Genomic DNA, 15220 nt, shown 5'->3' on the forward strand with positions numbered 1-15220 from the left:
TGGGCCTAATCGAACAACATCACTGCGGCGTGGGCCTCGATCACAACTATCCCGTTCCGCAGGTATAACCAGCAGACCCCTCGCCTTTCGTCGACGAGGCAGCTCGCAACATTTCCGAGACGCTCGTTCCACTCCATTACGATTTCATCAAACCTCACCGTGCACGACTTGACGCCTTCGAAGCAGACAGACACGGGAATGCGCTCAGGCACCTCTGGCAAGCAAATGACATCTGTATCCTTCAGCACCAACAGCTGAACTGAGAACTGCTTGCTGCCTACGGAATGGCTCAACCCCGTCAAGACAGCGAAACTCAGCCGCCCGGCAGCAACTCCATCGAGTCGTCTTCCAGAGGCCGCGGACACGCTGGGTCGTGGAGAATGTCCAGACAGCGAAGGGAGCTCAGACCTGAGTGGACTGCCACCCGCCTCCAGCATGCCTCCGGCCAGATAAAGCCGAAGCACGCCAGCGCAGTCTTCCCCATCAAAATGACCATCCTGAATGTTCCCGGGCCAGGCGTTGTCTGACAGCTCCTGACTGTCGATCAACAGGAAGAAGGATTCAAGGCTATGGCAGCCAATGTCAGCCAATGCGCCTTCAGCGAGGTCACCGCATACGCCAACAGCCCGTACCAGGCAGGATCTATCCAAGATCGACACCTGCACTGAATCGAGAGAGGAGTCATGAAGTCCCGTCGCCTCAAATGGATTTCGAATCACCAACTCAGCCTCCACAAGCCACAGGAAAATGCGCTCAACAGTATCAGCGCACCATCGGCTGTAGCCTCATTTGAACCAAGGGTCCGCTCAAGCCTGTCAAGCCATCGCTTCGACGGATCAACCGCTCATCCAGATGAGCTTGGTCGCCTTCCCTGCACCCGAATCATTCGTTCAGTCACTTCGATCCGCTGGCGGCAGTAGGGGCTGATGTGCTCCTGCATCAGGTCGTAGATGCAAACCAATCAAGTGCAGTCGGTGAACATCAGACAATTGTTCGAACGCAGCCAGATCAGCTCACCGGGGTGACCGCTTCAGCAAGGGACTCCTTCGTGCCCCCTCCATCCGGCGGGTCATTGGAGCCCAGACCTACATCCCCAATCAATCAGGAAATCACCGGCCGCCACGAATAAGCAGAGCTACATCTTGATCAAAAAAGATGCTTTGGGCGATGTACTTTCTGACATCACCCGCCATTACCTGATCAGGATCCAAAAAGGAAAGCTCAACCAACTTCATCAGCAAATCCTTACTTGGCGACTGCCTCAACCACCAATGGAAGACACTGTTCCTATCGTGTTCGGAGGCGCTCTCCATCCCAGGCTGATATGTAGCCATGAGCTGATCAATCAACTCTGCCGGCAACAAGTTGTACTCCCGCCACTTGGCCGGAAATTCCATTATTTCCAGATACGCATTTCTTTCCATGAATCATCCCCAATAAGGCGGACCAACACCCTCGATAAGCTCCTCGCATGACACCGGACATGATCGGCACTCACTTGCAAACGACCGTGCACCAACCATTTGCACTGCAGTCAACTTGATCATGTACTGCCCGCACGCAAGGGACGCCGCTTATCAAGCCAAACAATCGAATCAAGCCTCTCAGCTCTACGACTCAGGACTTCCTGATCGACCGCGCTCGATCAAAGTGAAGTCGCACTCTGTATCTGGACAATACAGTAGACCGAATTCAGGCGCTTGCAACAACGTACCTCGTCCGAGGTGCCGCCATTCTTCTGCGGAAAAGCCAACTGCATAAGACTCATCATCGATCACGGCAACCACGATCCCGCGCGTTCCGCCCCCAAGATCAACGGTGTCGCCAAGCAGTACCTTTTCCCCATCCGGGTAGTTCATAGGAAGCACTCAGGGAAGTCCATGAATGTCGAGAGAGCAAGGAATAGACCCAGCCTGCCGATTCCGGCCCGAAACCGGCGTGCGCCCCGATCACGCCCCACATCATCCGGCTCGATCAGATGAATCATATCCCCAGATCCTGCCCCGGGCCGCATCAGCTCCAGCACCATTCCGTCATCCACTTCCGATATGAAAGAGCTGGCTTCGAGCTGAAGCGTGCCTTCGAATAGCGCCATACGGGGCGACCGATATGGATTTCCAGTTGTCGGCCACCAACGGAACCGAGCTAGACATACGGATCGAAATCCAATGAGACGCCACCAGACGCCATCAGTCTGATCACGTCACAAGAAAGGTTGAAACCCGGCCACACTCCGCGTTGACTCGATAGCTGTACTCCCACCTGCAGCGCCCACACCTTTGCCTCACCCTCCACCCTCTCAAGGCCGTGCTGCAACGCTTCATGAACTCCGCTCTGGATGTCGCCGGTTCTGTATAGCTGGTGCTCGATTCTGGAAAGGATGACTTCTTCACCACTTACAGGAGAGTCACCAACGAGAACGACAACCAGCTCAGGGCGTGTCGATGGGGCACTTTCCTCCGTCAATTCCAATCCATCTGCGCCGTCGTCTCCAGTCAACTCGGGATCGAAATTCAATGAAGCGGATATGGACGCCATCTTTTCAAGGGTTACGGAAGAGAGGTTCAGACACGCCCTCGCCCCCTCGCCAATTCGAACTCGCACATCGACCTCAAGAGCCTGATGGGTCGACTCGGCCAGGCTCGCCGCTCCGCGAAAATCAATGACTTCCCTGATCAGAACATCCGCAGCATCCAGCTCATTCACTTCGCGCGACAGCTGCGCCATCAAGTCACAGCTCGCACAGCCAGCTACCGAAGCCGTCAATTTCACTTCAATCTCAGGATGCATCACTCCCACCGATGATTAGCAACTTCCACGAATAGAGCAGCGAATTATACGAACACCAGAATGATGCAATTGGGCATGCGCGCATCGCGTTCAACGTTGTTTTGCGTGGGAGCGCATCCACGCATGACTTGGACCCAGTGAGACACTTCATCCTCTCATCTTGATCGACGTCGGCGTCCCGTCTTCCGCCTACGCCTATCCCCCCTTCCTGTTCCGCGCCAAACCACGATGGAAACAAAAATAAACATCACTCCCGCGACAATCCAGGAAAGGCCCATCAGCTTGTTATAGGCCGACTGCCCGAACAAACGGATCAAGGCGCTGTACAGACCGCAGTTCGCCCGGCAAGGCCCCGTTCCAATCAATGCATTGTCCATGACCGCCACGCCATAGACGACCATCAGCACACCCACGAGACACCCGAAAATACGCAAGGCAAGCATCCGTCTTCCTGTGTTTTCGCCAATGACTCCGCTATCGGCGCGAAAGACCCAATCTCTTGGCGAGTGAATCAAGCTCCTCAGCCTTACAATTTAGAAAATCCTGATCGCCACCGTTCGATCAAAGTGAAGTCGCGCTCAACGTTTGGACACTGCAGTAGACCGAACTCAGGCGCCTGCAACAGAGCACTTCGTCCGAGGTGCCGCCATTCTTCCGCAGAAAAGCCAACCACATAAGACTCATCATCGATCACGGCAACCACGATCCCGCGCATGCCACCTCCAAGAACCAACGACGACGCCAGGCAGCACACGCTCCCCATCCAAGCAATTCACAACGTCTCCCCGAGATCAATTGAAGATCCCAAGCGAGACTGGACCAGAGATTGGCTCAACTCGGCCCATCTTCATTCACCGACCCAGTTAACTACTACGCAAACGCAGCTGAACTGGAGCGCGCGAGCGGGAATAGCTCCGTGGACATGCGGCATATCCAGCACAAACAGCGCAGGTTGATTGAATCAAAGTTGGATGACCTATGCTTTCTGAAACCGCCAGACCGCCGCGATCACGCATCCCCCGAACCTGACATTATGCGTTCTATCAAACTCTCAAATCCGGGCCTGATTCGCATCAGCTCTACCACTGTCGCACCATCCTCATCTCGCACGAACGGATTGGCACCACATGCGAGAAGGTACTCCACAGCCTCAACGCTACCATGAAGCGCAGCACTGCCCATGGGAGTAAGACCAAGATCTCCCGCAACATCGATGTTAGTCACGTAGGGCATCAATTTCTTCAGCATATCAACATCATTACCGAATGCCGCCGAATGCAGCGGGGTGTCACCACAAACACCATGACTCTCAGGAGCCGTTAGCTCGAAACCCTCAAAAGTGTACTCATCGGAAAAGCTTGCAAGAACCCTTCTCAGATTTTCATCATTCACATTCATGCGGACACTCCCGACGAAGTCTCTCCTCAAGAACTTTCAGCTCAGCCCAGTCCTTCGCATTCGCTGCCGCATGCCTCCCCCCTGGATACTTTGGCGACATCCATCTCATATCCCAAGCGTGGCGCATCAGCACCAACTTCCTGGTGAATTCAATTCTATTCTTTAGACGCCTGCAATCGTCTGGATCCTTATCATATCCACGCTTCTGGAAATCCTTGTACTTGTCATACTCCAGCTTTCTTCGCTCTTGATCCGAGAGCCATGCGGCATTCATCACTGCCGTAGCCATTGACAGGTTACCACTAGCAGGATCGAGCCAAGCCCCCATATCCATGAATTGCGCCGACGTCCTGCTGGCACCGATCAAGGCTGCCAGATCATCACCGGACTGCCGCCCGCTTCCGACCTCGTCGCCACGGCTATTGAGCAATCGTTGAAGCTCACGCAATCCATACGGATCAATCAGCTCAACCGGCCGCCCACTCACATAGGCGTATGTGGACAACCCGCCATCCAACCCAATCGGATCACTCTGCGAATACCGCCCCACCGCCGGGTCGTATTCCCGCTGGTAGTTGTAGAACAACCCACTCGTATCCGTGGCCTGCTGCCCTGGGAAACGCAGCGCCAGCTCGAACGCCACACCGTCTCCATCCGGATCGGCATTCGGAATCTGGTTGCCGAACACCTCACTCTTGTTGTTCCACTCCCAGATCGCCACATCGCGCACCGGGTCGATCACCACGCGCGGCGTACCCAGATGATCCGGCTGGACATAGGCCAGCTCCGGAACACCGGTACCCGGCACATTGCTCAGCGCCACCGGATAGTTGTCCAGCCAGATGGCCTGCTGCTGTGCCTGGCCCGTGGCCGAGTAGTTGCCCAGCCATTGCCCTGTCTCGTCATAGAGAGTGATCTGCGCTGCGCCACTAGCCGGGCTTCGCAGCACGCGCTCACCGCGATGGTTATAACCGTAGCTTTCCAGTACGGCATCGTCCTGCTTCACCGCATTCATGCGGTTGGCATCGTTGTAGGTGAACGTCTTGCTGCCGATGCTGGTGGTATTGCCCACCGCGTCATGATTACGCACTTCGCCATCCACCGCGGTCAGCCGGTGGCTGGTCGCTGGATAGGTATAGCTGGCGGTACCCGCCGACGTGGTCAGCGAGGTGCGATTTCCGGTCGCGTCGTACACATAGGTTTCAATCGGCGTGCCGGTTGCACCGTCCCGGGTCTGAGTCAGGCGGCCCAGCGCATCGTAGCTATATCGCGCCAGCGTGGTCGTCCCGGCGCCATCCTTGACTTCAACAATATTCCCATCCGCGTCGTAGCCGAATCCGATGGACAAGCCTCCCGGCGCCGCGTCATACACCCGTGCCGGACGGTAATCGGCATCCAACTCCCGAAGCAGATGGCGGCCGTTACCGTACGTCCAACCCGTCATCGGGCCAAACGGTGCGTACGTGATATTGGTGACGACCACCTTCCGAACCTGCCCTGGAAGCGTCAATCCCACCTCACTGGCACGGCCCAGATTGTCGTAGGCATAGTCGGCGATACTGCCATCCGGATAGGTCAGCCGCTCCAGCCTCCCCGCCTTGGTGTAGGCGTAGCGCAGAGTCAAGACAACCCCATCGACCGTCTGTACCTTGCGTACCAACTGACCGAAACGGTCATAGCAGTATGCCGTCTCGCCACCCGCATGCAGCGCCTGACCCACGCGCCCCTCGCCGAAGCGCTCACCGGCTGGGCAGACCGCAGGAGCAGCATCATAGGCGTAGACCACATCCAGATTCGGGTCCGCATAAGTGATGCTCTTGAGGCGGTTAAGCACATCGTAGCTGTAGGCCGCTTTCACACCACGCGCATCGGTGCGCGTGGTGCGGTTGCCCATAGCATCCACCGTGAAGCCGTCACTGCCAGTATCCGGACTGAGCTGGCCCAAGGGAGCACCAAAGCCATCGTATGCGTAATCAGTGGCAAGGCCCTTGGGATCGACGACTTGCTCTACCTGCCCGTTAGCGGAATAGGCATACCGAACTTCGGCATTGATCCCACCCACGTCTTGAATCTGCACTTTGGGGCGATCTGCACCATCGTAGGTACTCTTTGAGATGACACCCAGCGGACTCTCCGTTTCCAGCACGTTGCCATTTGCATCATGACGGAAGAGGAAAGGCAGCCCGTCAGCACCCGCCTGTCGGGTCATCTGGCTATGGGTGTCGAACTGACGATCCCCGAACCGCTTCAACGCACCACTACTGTCCCGAACCTCTTCGCGGATACGGTTGCCAGCAGCGTCCAAGGTGTAGGTGACACGATTGCCGGCCGCGTCCTCGATGGCCACCAGTCGATCGGCCGTGTCATAGACCATGCGAACCCACACACCATCTGGCCCGGTGACACGAGTCCGCTTGCCCGTTGAGCTGTACTCATAAAGGCTGATGCGATCACTGGCCGGCGCATCGCCCTTGAGCGTCTCCGTCAGAACGCGCCCCATCGAATCGAACAACCGCTCGACTACAGAACCATCGATGCCGCGGATCTGAACCGGGTTACCGAGCGCGTCATACTCCAGCAACTCGGTGCGCTGACCCAACGCATTGACGATTGCCCGCAGGTCACCCTTGCGATGGGAACATGCGCCCCCTGCGTCACAGCCCGGATCATTTGCGGCGAAGTACTCAAACTGCGTCACATTGCCCGCCGGATCCTTGATCGAGCGCTGAAGGCCCACGAGGGGGCATAGCAGTGCATTGGCGGCCACATCTGCATCCGTGCAATACGCACGTGCTGTCTGCCGGACATTGCCAGGCGCAACTGGTAGGGAGCCACATACGTAATCCGTGCCCTGCGTTGCATCGTACTGGCATGAATAGAGAGCACGTCCCGCTGTGTCCAGCACTTCTCTATCAAGCGAAACGAGCTGTTCATTGCCAGCGTTCCTCTGGCTCACACGCTGCTCAATCACCCTGTTGCCCGAATCACGGACTGTCCGCGTCACCCGCCCCAATGATTCCTCTGTCGTCGTCAGCACCTGCGAAACCGGGCCACTGCTGGAGTCAGCGTAGGCGTACGAAGTGCGATTCCCCAGCGCGTCCTGCGTATAGGAGGGCCGGCCATTCGGCGTAAACCCGAACGACTTGCTCCCCTTGGAGTCCGTGGTTTGGGTGATCTGTCGGAACTTCTCGCCGCCAATCAAGTTCTGACGGACCTCACCCAGGCTGTTCACCGTCGTCGCCGAGCCATCGCTGTTGTAGCTGATGGTGATGGCGTCCACAGACTGCCCCGCCGACCAAAGATGACTTCCCGTGACCTTGGCCTTCTCGTTGTACGAGAACGTTGCGTACCGCGCGCCGCCTTCGACGATGCCAGTCAACAGGTTACGGCCACCCGTTGGGGCCAGCCCAGGCTCCGCGTACAGATACTGTCGGGAAGTGCCATCGGGCCTTACGACTCCTGTGAGGTTATCGAAGTCATCGTAGGTGTATGTAGCCACTGAGCCGTCGGGGAGCGTAATTGAGATCAGCCTGCCACGTTCGTAGGCAAAGACCAGTGACCGGCCCAACCCATCAACAGCTCGCTGCAGTCTGCCATTCACGTCGTAGCTGAGCGAAACGCCGTTCTTTGGATCCGGGTCGCCGATCGCAATCAAGCGCCCCTGCGCGGTGAAGCGCCGCGTTGAACCTGACTCCTCAACGAGCTCGAATTCACCGCCAGGGAGCTTCTTGAGCGTCTCCGCAGAAGCGCGCTCCCCACGTCCGGATGAGTAGGCTTCAAGATAGCCTCGCTCCGTGAAGCGCCCTTCCCCATAGGAGGACGTGAATGAACCCATATAGGAATGCGACCAGTTGGCACCTACATCTGGCGAAATTTGAATCTGCCCCAGCGAGTGATAGGAGCGAACGAAGTCCTTCCCGGCAAACTGGAAGTCCACCTCAAATCGCGCCTTATCACCCGTTGCAGGAAAACAGGGATTGCAGTTGCCTGGAGTCGACTCAGTCTGAGTGACGTTGTAGATGTAGATGGATTCATGTGCATCAACGGCCCGGCATACATTTGGCCAATCAATGAGCGTTGAATTCGGATTGTACTGAGGATGCCCACCATCGATGACCCGATAGCCAACCGGACAGTCAAAGTACTGAAATCTCCGAATGCTGTTCTTTCTCTGATCAGGCACACCAGTACCCCAGCCAGGGCAGTAGACCTGATAGCGCAGTTCACGCGGACTGGCGAGAGAGTCAAAAATTGCAGTCCCGTAGCCGTAGTGTGACGTTATGCTCGAGTACGGCCGCAAGTGCTCTCCAGACACTCCGTGACTTACGTAGGTGCACTCCGGCGAGGCAGCTTGCATATAGGCCATATAACCACTGACCATCTCGTCCTCGCTCTTGCAGTGGCTTTTTCCATGCCCTGCGGCCGCAGCTTGGCAGTAACCCAGCTCTGGGCCGTCATTGCCCAGACCATAGCCAGGCTCGTACCAAACTTCAGGCTGCCGATCAGGTGCTTGGTAGAGAATTCTAAGCACGTCACCAGTGGCGGGAGACCAACTGTCCCGAATGGTCCTTTCTTTGCGAAGTGCACTTGCGTACCGCGACTTCGACCGCATCAGAGACTCCGCTGCACCAATATTGTCGAAGCAGCTTCCCTGATAACAGTATCTGGTTTCGGCAGGCGTTGTCTGTGCGAATGCAGCCCCAACAAACAGCATTACGCCCATGCAGACGAAACCGCGCAACGAAAAATAGCTCTTGAACATACGCTCCAATCCCTGGACTAAACACGCCTGTAGAAACACTGAGTTCGCGCAATTGAGCTGATCGCAGCGCAACTCGCGCCCTCCAATCCCAAGTGCCGACGACATTTCTGGAAGTAGCAAGAGCGCAACGCGCCCAGATGCTTTTCCCCCAACTTATACGTACCAGATCTCGATCGCCCAGGCCAGCCGCACGCAGCGGTTGGCACTGGCCGATGATGTGGTGGTCAACGATGGCCACCCCGAGGACCTGCAGGCGCAGGTGGAAGCGCTGCATGAGCGGTATCTGGGGTTGGCTGGGGGCTGAGGCCTGGCTGCCGGCCAGCGGCCGGCGCTACCGAAGCGAATCCACGCATGGCGTGGATCTACTCCAGCTGCAGGCGGGCATAGCGGGCCAGTTCTCGGGCGCCGAGCAGCAGGCCGTCGACGACATCCGGGCTGAGCTGCTGGTGGGCACCACCCTGCTCGCGGGCGGCTTCGGCGGCGTGCAGGACCTGCATGAGTGCATTCAAGCCGGCCAGGATGCGGCTGAGGCCGGCCATGGTGGCCGCCTGTGCCGGGCTGAGGCCCTGCGCTTCCAATCGCCGGCCGTCGGCGGCATCGCGGCCATCCATGCGGGCCAGCAGGGCTGGCAGCAGATCCTTGGGATCATCGAGCAGGGTTTCGATGCGCTCGGCGACGTCGGCCGGCAGCAGGTCGGCGGCTTCGCCGATCAGGGCGTGCAGTTGGGGGAACATTGGGCGTGCGGACATGGTGAGGCTCCTCGCAGTCGGCAGGCCACCTGCGGATGCAAGGTGGCGGACGGTGCGGGTTGGCGTACCGGAGACCCAACAACTCAAGCGCGAGGAAAAAGACTCCAGCGGATTCTGATGAATCCCCACGCACCATCCGCCGAAACGAGGCAGGCGATGCATTTTCCATGATGAGCCGCAGCACACCCGGAGCGCTTGAGTTGAAGGTTTTTTTCAGGACGCCAATCCCGGCCAGGGCACCTGCCCCAGCCGCCCCATCTGGCCATCCCGCAGCACCGTGATCTGTAAGGAAATTCTCAAGCCGCAGTTGGGTGCACGAATGCGTGCATGCGGACACGCACGCGGCGTGGCGGCGATCACGGTGATGTCGCGTTGGGCTTCTGGCCGATCATTCCCGCGAGGGTGATGCGGTGGCACAAGCGACAGAGGGCGCGATGCAGCATTGGCTGGATTCGTGCCGACCAAGGTCGGCACCCACCAATGCAGGGGCTCTTACAACGGCTTCGGCGAGAACGTCAGTGTGGCGATCACGCCGCGCTCGCCGCCGGGGCGCACGCTCACCTGCCAGCCGTACAGATCGCACAGGCGGCTGACGATCGACAGGCCGATGCCACCGCCCTGCGAATGGCCAGCATGCGTACCGCGATAGCCACGCTGGAACAGCTTGGCGGCATCTTCTTCGCTCAGGCCCGGGCCACTGTCAGTCACCGACACCGAATTGCTGCCGACAAAGACGCGCACTTCGCCATCCTGCGAGTACTTCACTGCGTTGCCGATCAGGTTGCCCAGCGCCACCGACAACGCCGCCTCGGGCGCATCGATCACCAGGTTGCGCTCGCCTTCCAGCGCCAGCTCCAGCGGCTTGCCACCCAACTGGGCGCGGTGAGCATCCAGCAGCTGTTCGGCCACGCGGGCGACGTTGCTGGTGCCCTGCCCGCGCTCGTTGCGCGACAGCAGCAGCAGTGCGCCGATCAGGTCGCTGCACTGCTGTTCGGCGCGCTGGATGCGCTGCAGGCGCTGCAGCACCTTCTCATCCAGGCCGGGCCGGGTCAGCAGCAGTTCGGTGGCACCACGGATCACCGCCAGCGGCGTGCGCAGCTCGTGGCTGACGTCGGCATTGAACTCACGGTCGCGCTGCACCACTTCGGTCAACCGCGACGAATAATCATCCAGCGCCTGCGCCAGCTGCCCCACTTCGTCATCGGGGAAACGCGGTGCCAGCGGCTCGGGATCACTGGTGCCGCCGCGATAGGCGCGCAGCCGCGCGGCCAGGTCCGAGACCGGCTTCATCACCTTCGACGCCGACCACCAGCCCAGCACCAGCGACAACAGGCTGAACACCAGCACCGACAGCACCAGCGCGCGGTTGAGCTGCTGCCCACCGCGCACGCTGTCGGTCATGTCGTAGGCCAGGAACGCCCAGGCGTCGGGCGTCTTGCGCACGGCCAGCTTGTAGGAATAGCGCTGACCACGCTCGTCCACGCCGCCCATGTTGTACAGGCCATCCTTGAACTCGTACCAGTCCGGCTCTTCCTCGCGCAGCGCATCAAACTTGTCAGGTTTGATCAGGCGCGCGCGCATCTGCTGCACGGGCAGGTCGGGGTTGCGATCCGGGCTCTCGTAGAACCGCCGCACATACTCGTTGATGTTGCGGTTCATCACGTCTTCCACCAGCTGGTTTTCCACGCGCATGCGGGCCCAGTTGGTGGCGAACGCGAACAGTGTTGTCAGGCAGAAGCCCAACAACACGAACGAGACGATGATGCGGCTGCGCAGGCGCCGCCGATACGGCGAACGCCGGCGTTCCCCCTTGGTTGCCACGGAATCAGGCTTCCGGGGTGGCGATGCGGTATCCGATGCCATGGCGGGTCTGGATCAGCGGCACTTCAAACGGCTTGTCGACCACCGCACGCAGGCCGTGGATGTGGACGCGCAGCGAATCCGAGTCGGGCAGCTCCTCGCCCCAGACGCGGGTTTCCAGCTCCTGGCGGGTGACCACGGCCGGCGCGGCCTCCATCAGGGCCTGGAGGATCTTCAGCGCGGTCGGGTTGAGCTGCAGCAGCTTGCCCTGGCGGCGCACTTCCAGCGTGTCCAGGTTGTATTCCAGATCGCCGGTTTCCAGCACGCGGGTCTGCACGCCCTTGCCGCGGCGCGACAGTGCGTTCAAGCGCACTTCCACTTCCTGCAGCGCGAACGGCTTGATCAGGTAGTCATCGGCGCCGGAATCGAAACCGGCCAGCTTGTTGTCCAGCGAGTCGCGGGCGGTCAGCATCAGCACCGGGGTCTGCTTGCGCGCTTCGTTGCGCAGCTTGCGGCACACTTCGATGCCATCCATGCCTGGCAGGTTCAGGTCCAGCACGATGGCGTCGAACTCGTGGACCACGGCCAGGTGCAGGCCGGTCACGCCGTCGGCAGCGAAGTCCACGGTGTGGCCACGATCCTCAAGGTAGTCGCCAAGGTTGGCGGCGATATCGCTGTTGTCTTCGATTACGAGAATGCGCACTGGGACCTCTGGTTCTTGAAGGGTCGTCGGGGGGCCAGGCCCACCCGCTCAGGATGCCCCTGTGCGGGTGGACGCGACGTCTACCTGCTGAACGATACAGGTTCCATTCTTAACATTTCGTACCGAAGGCGCGACACCGGCAAAAGCCCCCGCGCCAGCCGGTTCAGCGGCTGATGCGCTGCTGGTCGGTCAGCGCCTGGCGGCTTTCTTCCTGGGTCTTGCGACGCTGGGCGACCGTCAGGCAGACGCTGGTCGGCATGTTGCTGCCGGTGAGGCGCTCGCGGCGGCAGATCATGCGGCTGTCGGCCTGGGCACGGGTCATGATGGTGTTGACGATCTCCTGCTCGTTGAACAGGTCGTTGCGCTCCTGCGGCGCCAGTTCGTCAACCTTCTCACGGCCATTCATCTTGACCCTGATCCGGTTCAAGGCCTGCTGCACGCGGCTCTTGTCCTCCAGCCCGATCTCGCTGTAATCCTCGCTGCCCATGGCCGTTTCAACGCGGCGGATCTGTTCGGACACCGGGGTGAAGGAATCCATCTGCACGGTGTCCTTCTGCGCCTTGGCCTGCACGGTGGCAACCAGGCCCAGCGACAGCATCAGGGCGAGAGTGGTCTTGCGGTACATGACGAGCTCCATGTTCGTCCATGAATAGGGTCTCGACTTTACGGTTCCGCCGATGCGTCCACAAGGGACGCACGGCAGGGTGACCGATGGCGGCATGCGATCGGTCCGGCAGCGATCAGGGCTTGTAGTTGTTGAAGCGCTGGTTGTCGTTGAGCGCCTTGCGGCTGTCTTCCTGCGCCTTGCGGCGCTGGGCCACGGTGAGGCAGACGCTCTGCGGCATGTTGCTGCCGGTAGTGCGTTCGCGGCGGCAGACCATGCGGCTGTCGGCGTGGGCGCGGGTCATGATCGTGTTGATCACTTCCTGGTCGTTGAAGATCTCGGTGCGGTCGTGCGGGCTCAGCTGCTCCACACGCTCGTGGTCGCCCATCTTGATCTTGATGCGGCCCAGCGCCTGCTGCACGCGGCTTTTGTCTTCCAGCCCGATCTCGCTGTAGTCCTCGGTGTTGATCGCCGATTCAACGTTGCGGATCTGTTCGGCCACCGGGGCGTTGGCGTCGAACTTCACCTGCCCTTTCTCGGGCTTGGCGTGGGCGGTGGTGGCCAGTGCCAGGCCCAGCATCAGGGCGACGGGGGTCATGCGCTGCATCGTTACCTCCAGGTTCTTCCATGAGTGGAACATCGACCCTGCGGTGCCACCAATACGCCATCACCGCACGCTCGGTGGACCGAAAGGCAGTGCGGTCAACGCCCGGCGGGCGGTGGGCTGAGCGTGTTGTAGCTGCGCTGGTCGTTGATCAGCGCCTTGCCTTTCTCTTCGATCCGGCGCCGTTCGGCCACGGTCAGGCAGCGGCTCTTGGGCATGTTGCTGCCGGTGGTGCGTTCGTACTTGCAGATCTGGCGGCTGTCTTCATGGCCACGCGCCAACAGGGTGTTGATGCGTTCCTGCTCGTTGAAGACCTCGGCCTGCAGCTGCGGCGGCAGCTCCTGCACGGTCTGGCGCTCGCCCATGTGCTGGCGGATACGCAACAGCGACTGCTGTACCTGGCCGCGATCCTCGGCAGACAGTTCGGCATAGTCGGGGGCGGCCAGGGCGGTTTCCACCTGGCGCATCTGCTCTGTGACCGACCCCTGCCGGTCCATCTGTACAGCAACCTTCTCCGGCTTGGCGGCAACAGCGCCAGACAGGCCCAGCAGCAACGCGATCGTCATGATGCGGTACATCGCCAACCTCCCGATCCATCCCGGAACGAAGGGCCAACTCTACGACCGTCACGCGGCGTCCACAAGAGACCTTGGGCACAGGGCCGACAGGCATAAAAAAGGCCCAGACGGTGCACCCGCCTGGGCCTGAAGTCGTATCCCGATACCGATCCTGCTGAGAGGCAGAGCTGCGGTTCGCTGAAGCCTACGCCGGGGCCGATTAAAGCCTCGTTAAAGCCGTGGATCATTTGCCCATGAGATTAATAAAGCACTGAATAATCAGGGTTTTTTGATCTTTTCCACGTGCTCGATGATGCGCGTGGCCACGTCGACCCCGCAGGCCGCTTCGATGCCTTCCAGCCCGGGCGTGGAGTTGACCTCCAGCACCAGCGGGCCGCGTGCGGAGCGGATCAGGTCCACGCCGCACACCGACAGGCCCAGCGCCTTGGCCGAACGCACCGCCACCTGCTGCTCGGCACGGCTGGCCTTGGCGGCCACGGCGGTACCGCCGGCGTGCAGGTTGGAGCGGAAGTCGCCCTCCGGTGCCTGCCGCTGCATCGACGCCACCACCTGATCGCCCACCACGAAGCAGCGCAGGTCGGCGCCCTTGGCTTCGCCGATGAATTCCTGCATCAGGAAGTTGGCGTACAGGCCGCGCAGCGCTTCGACGATGCCGCGTGAGGCACTGGCCTTTTCGGTCAGGATCACGCCGCGCCCCTGGGTGCCTTCATTGAGCTTCACCACATGCGGCGGCGGGCCGAGCATGGACAACAGATCGACGGTGTCGTCGGGGTTGTCGCCGAACACGGTGACCGGCATGTCGATGCCCTTGGCCGCCAGCAGCTGGTGCGCGCGCAGCTTGTCGCGCGAACGCAGGATGGCATCGGACGGATTGGGCGTGCGCGCGCCCATCAGCTCGAACTGGCGCAGCACCGCGGTGCCGTAGCGGGTGATCGAGGCACCGATGCGCGGGATGACCATGTCCACGCCGGTCATCGGCCGGCCCTTGTAGTGCATGGAAAAGCCATCGGCGGCGATGCGCATGTAGCAGCGCAACGGGTCCAGGATGCGCACGGTGTGGCCGCGCGCGCGCGCCGCCTCGACCAGCCGACGGGTGGAATACAGGGAGCTGTTGCGGGACAGGATGGCGAGCTTCATCGCGGTGGGTTCGGTCGGCAGGCGCGAAGCATAGCGCGGGCGTGTGGCGGGTGGATGATGCCTGGCCTGAGCTGCCTGCGCCGCCGGTGGTGGGC

Annotated in this window: 11 protein-coding genes and 1 pseudogene; 1 reads left to right on the plus strand and 11 read right to left on the minus strand. The window is 60.3% G+C overall.

The features are described from left to right. Window positions 1–1109: 1109 nt before the first annotated feature. The 4 genes from AB1281_RS15395 to AB1281_RS15410 all read right to left on the minus strand — a co-directional run bounded on the left by AB1281_RS15395 (window position 1110) and on the right by AB1281_RS15410 (window position 8569). Window positions 1110–1397: a hypothetical protein gene (locus AB1281_RS15395; protein WP_430346313.1), complete on the minus strand. Its 288-nt coding sequence runs from the start codon at window positions 1395–1397 to the stop codon at window positions 1110–1112. A 748-nt stretch (window positions 1398–2145) separates the two neighbouring features. Further along, window positions 2146–2790, minus strand: coding sequence for a hypothetical protein (locus tag AB1281_RS15400; RefSeq protein WP_430346314.1), 645 nt, complete (start codon window positions 2788–2790; stop codon window positions 2146–2148). A gap of 1008 nt (window positions 2791–3798) precedes the next feature. Beyond that, on the minus strand, window positions 3799–4188 hold the full coding sequence (locus AB1281_RS15405; RefSeq protein WP_430346315.1) for an ankyrin repeat domain-containing protein: 390 nt from the start codon (window positions 4186–4188) through the stop codon (window positions 3799–3801). Further along, window positions 4175–8569 carry an RHS repeat-associated core domain-containing protein gene (locus AB1281_RS15410; RefSeq protein WP_430347007.1) on the minus strand — a complete coding sequence of 1465 codons (4395 nt, stop codon included), beginning with the start codon at window positions 8567–8569 and terminating at the stop codon, window positions 4175–4177. Before AB1281_RS15410 ends, AB1281_RS15405 begins: the two co-directional genes overlap by 14 nt. A 556-nt stretch (window positions 8570–9125) precedes the next feature. Here AB1281_RS15410 and AB1281_RS15415 point away from each other — a divergent pair. Further along, a pseudogene (locus AB1281_RS15415) lies at window positions 9126–9254 on the plus strand (dephospho-CoA kinase); the annotation flags it as partial. Window positions 9255–9312: 58 nt separating this feature from the next. Here the strand turns inward: AB1281_RS15415 and AB1281_RS15420 are convergent. From AB1281_RS15420 to rimK, 7 genes are all read right to left on the minus strand, one after another. Next, window positions 9313–9699, minus strand: coding sequence for a hypothetical protein (locus AB1281_RS15420; protein ID WP_430346316.1), 387 nt, complete (start codon window positions 9697–9699; stop codon window positions 9313–9315). A 492-nt stretch (window positions 9700–10191) separates the two neighbouring features. Further along, window positions 10192–11562 (minus strand): sensor histidine kinase, encoded by a 1371-nt coding sequence (locus AB1281_RS15425; protein WP_032957212.1) that lies wholly within the window; start codon window positions 11560–11562, stop codon window positions 10192–10194. Then, the gene (locus tag AB1281_RS15430) at window positions 11525–12202 is read right to left on the minus strand and encodes a response regulator transcription factor (protein WP_005410804.1); all 678 of its coding nucleotides are present in this window, start codon (window positions 12200–12202) and stop codon (window positions 11525–11527) included. Before AB1281_RS15430 ends, AB1281_RS15425 begins: the two co-directional genes overlap by 38 nt. A 163-nt stretch (window positions 12203–12365) precedes the next feature. Continuing rightward, on the minus strand, window positions 12366–12827 hold the full coding sequence (locus AB1281_RS15435) for a hypothetical protein (RefSeq protein WP_430346317.1): 462 nt from the start codon (window positions 12825–12827) through the stop codon (window positions 12366–12368). A 115-nt stretch (window positions 12828–12942) separates the two neighbouring features. Continuing rightward, the gene (locus tag AB1281_RS15440) at window positions 12943–13413 is read right to left on the minus strand and encodes a hypothetical protein (RefSeq protein WP_430346318.1); all 471 of its coding nucleotides are present in this window, start codon (window positions 13411–13413) and stop codon (window positions 12943–12945) included. 95 nt (window positions 13414–13508) lie between these two features. Then, window positions 13509–13988, minus strand: a complete 480-nt coding sequence (locus tag AB1281_RS15445; RefSeq protein ID WP_430346319.1) for a hypothetical protein — start codon at window positions 13986–13988, stop codon at window positions 13509–13511. A 258-nt stretch (window positions 13989–14246) separates the two neighbouring features. Beyond that, entirely contained in the window at window positions 14247–15125 is an 879-nt protein-coding gene (gene rimK / locus AB1281_RS15450; protein ID WP_005418651.1) for a 30S ribosomal protein S6--L-glutamate ligase, read from the minus strand. Window positions 15126–15220 lie beyond the last annotated feature (95 nt).

Source organism: Stenotrophomonas sp. NRRL B-14846 (assembly GCF_050473585.1).
Classification (GTDB): domain Bacteria; phylum Pseudomonadota; class Gammaproteobacteria; order Xanthomonadales; family Xanthomonadaceae; genus Stenotrophomonas.

Bases quoted from the DNA above. Each gene is read 5' to 3' on its own strand.
- AB1281_RS15395 (WP_430346313.1), bottom strand. From the start codon at position 1,397: ATGGAATTTCCGGCCAAGTGGCGGGAGTACAACTTGTTGCCGGCAGAG.
- AB1281_RS15400 (WP_430346314.1), bottom strand. From the start codon at position 2,790: ATGCATCCTGAGATTGAAGTGAAATTGACGGCTTCGGTAGCTGGCTGT.
- AB1281_RS15405 (WP_430346315.1), bottom strand. From the start codon at position 4,188: ATGAATGTGAATGATGAAAATCTGAGAAGGGTTCTTGCAAGCTTTTCC.
- AB1281_RS15410 (WP_430347007.1), bottom strand. From the start codon at position 8,569: ATGGTCAGTGGTTATATGGCCTATATGCAAGCTGCCTCGCCGGAGTGC.
- AB1281_RS15420 (WP_430346316.1), bottom strand. From the start codon at position 9,699: ATGTCCGCACGCCCAATGTTCCCCCAACTGCACGCCCTGATCGGCGAA.
- AB1281_RS15425 (WP_032957212.1), bottom strand. From the start codon at position 11,562: ATGGCATCGGATACCGCATCGCCACCCCGGAAGCCTGATTCCGTGGCA.
- AB1281_RS15435 (WP_430346317.1), bottom strand. From the start codon at position 12,827: ATGTACCGCAAGACCACTCTCGCCCTGATGCTGTCGCTGGGCCTGGTT.
- AB1281_RS15440 (WP_430346318.1), bottom strand. From the start codon at position 13,413: ATGCAGCGCATGACCCCCGTCGCCCTGATGCTGGGCCTGGCACTGGCC.
- AB1281_RS15445 (WP_430346319.1), bottom strand. From the start codon at position 13,988: ATGTACCGCATCATGACGATCGCGTTGCTGCTGGGCCTGTCTGGCGCT.
- rimK (WP_005418651.1), bottom strand. From the start codon at position 15,125: ATGAAGCTCGCCATCCTGTCCCGCAACAGCTCCCTGTATTCCACCCGT.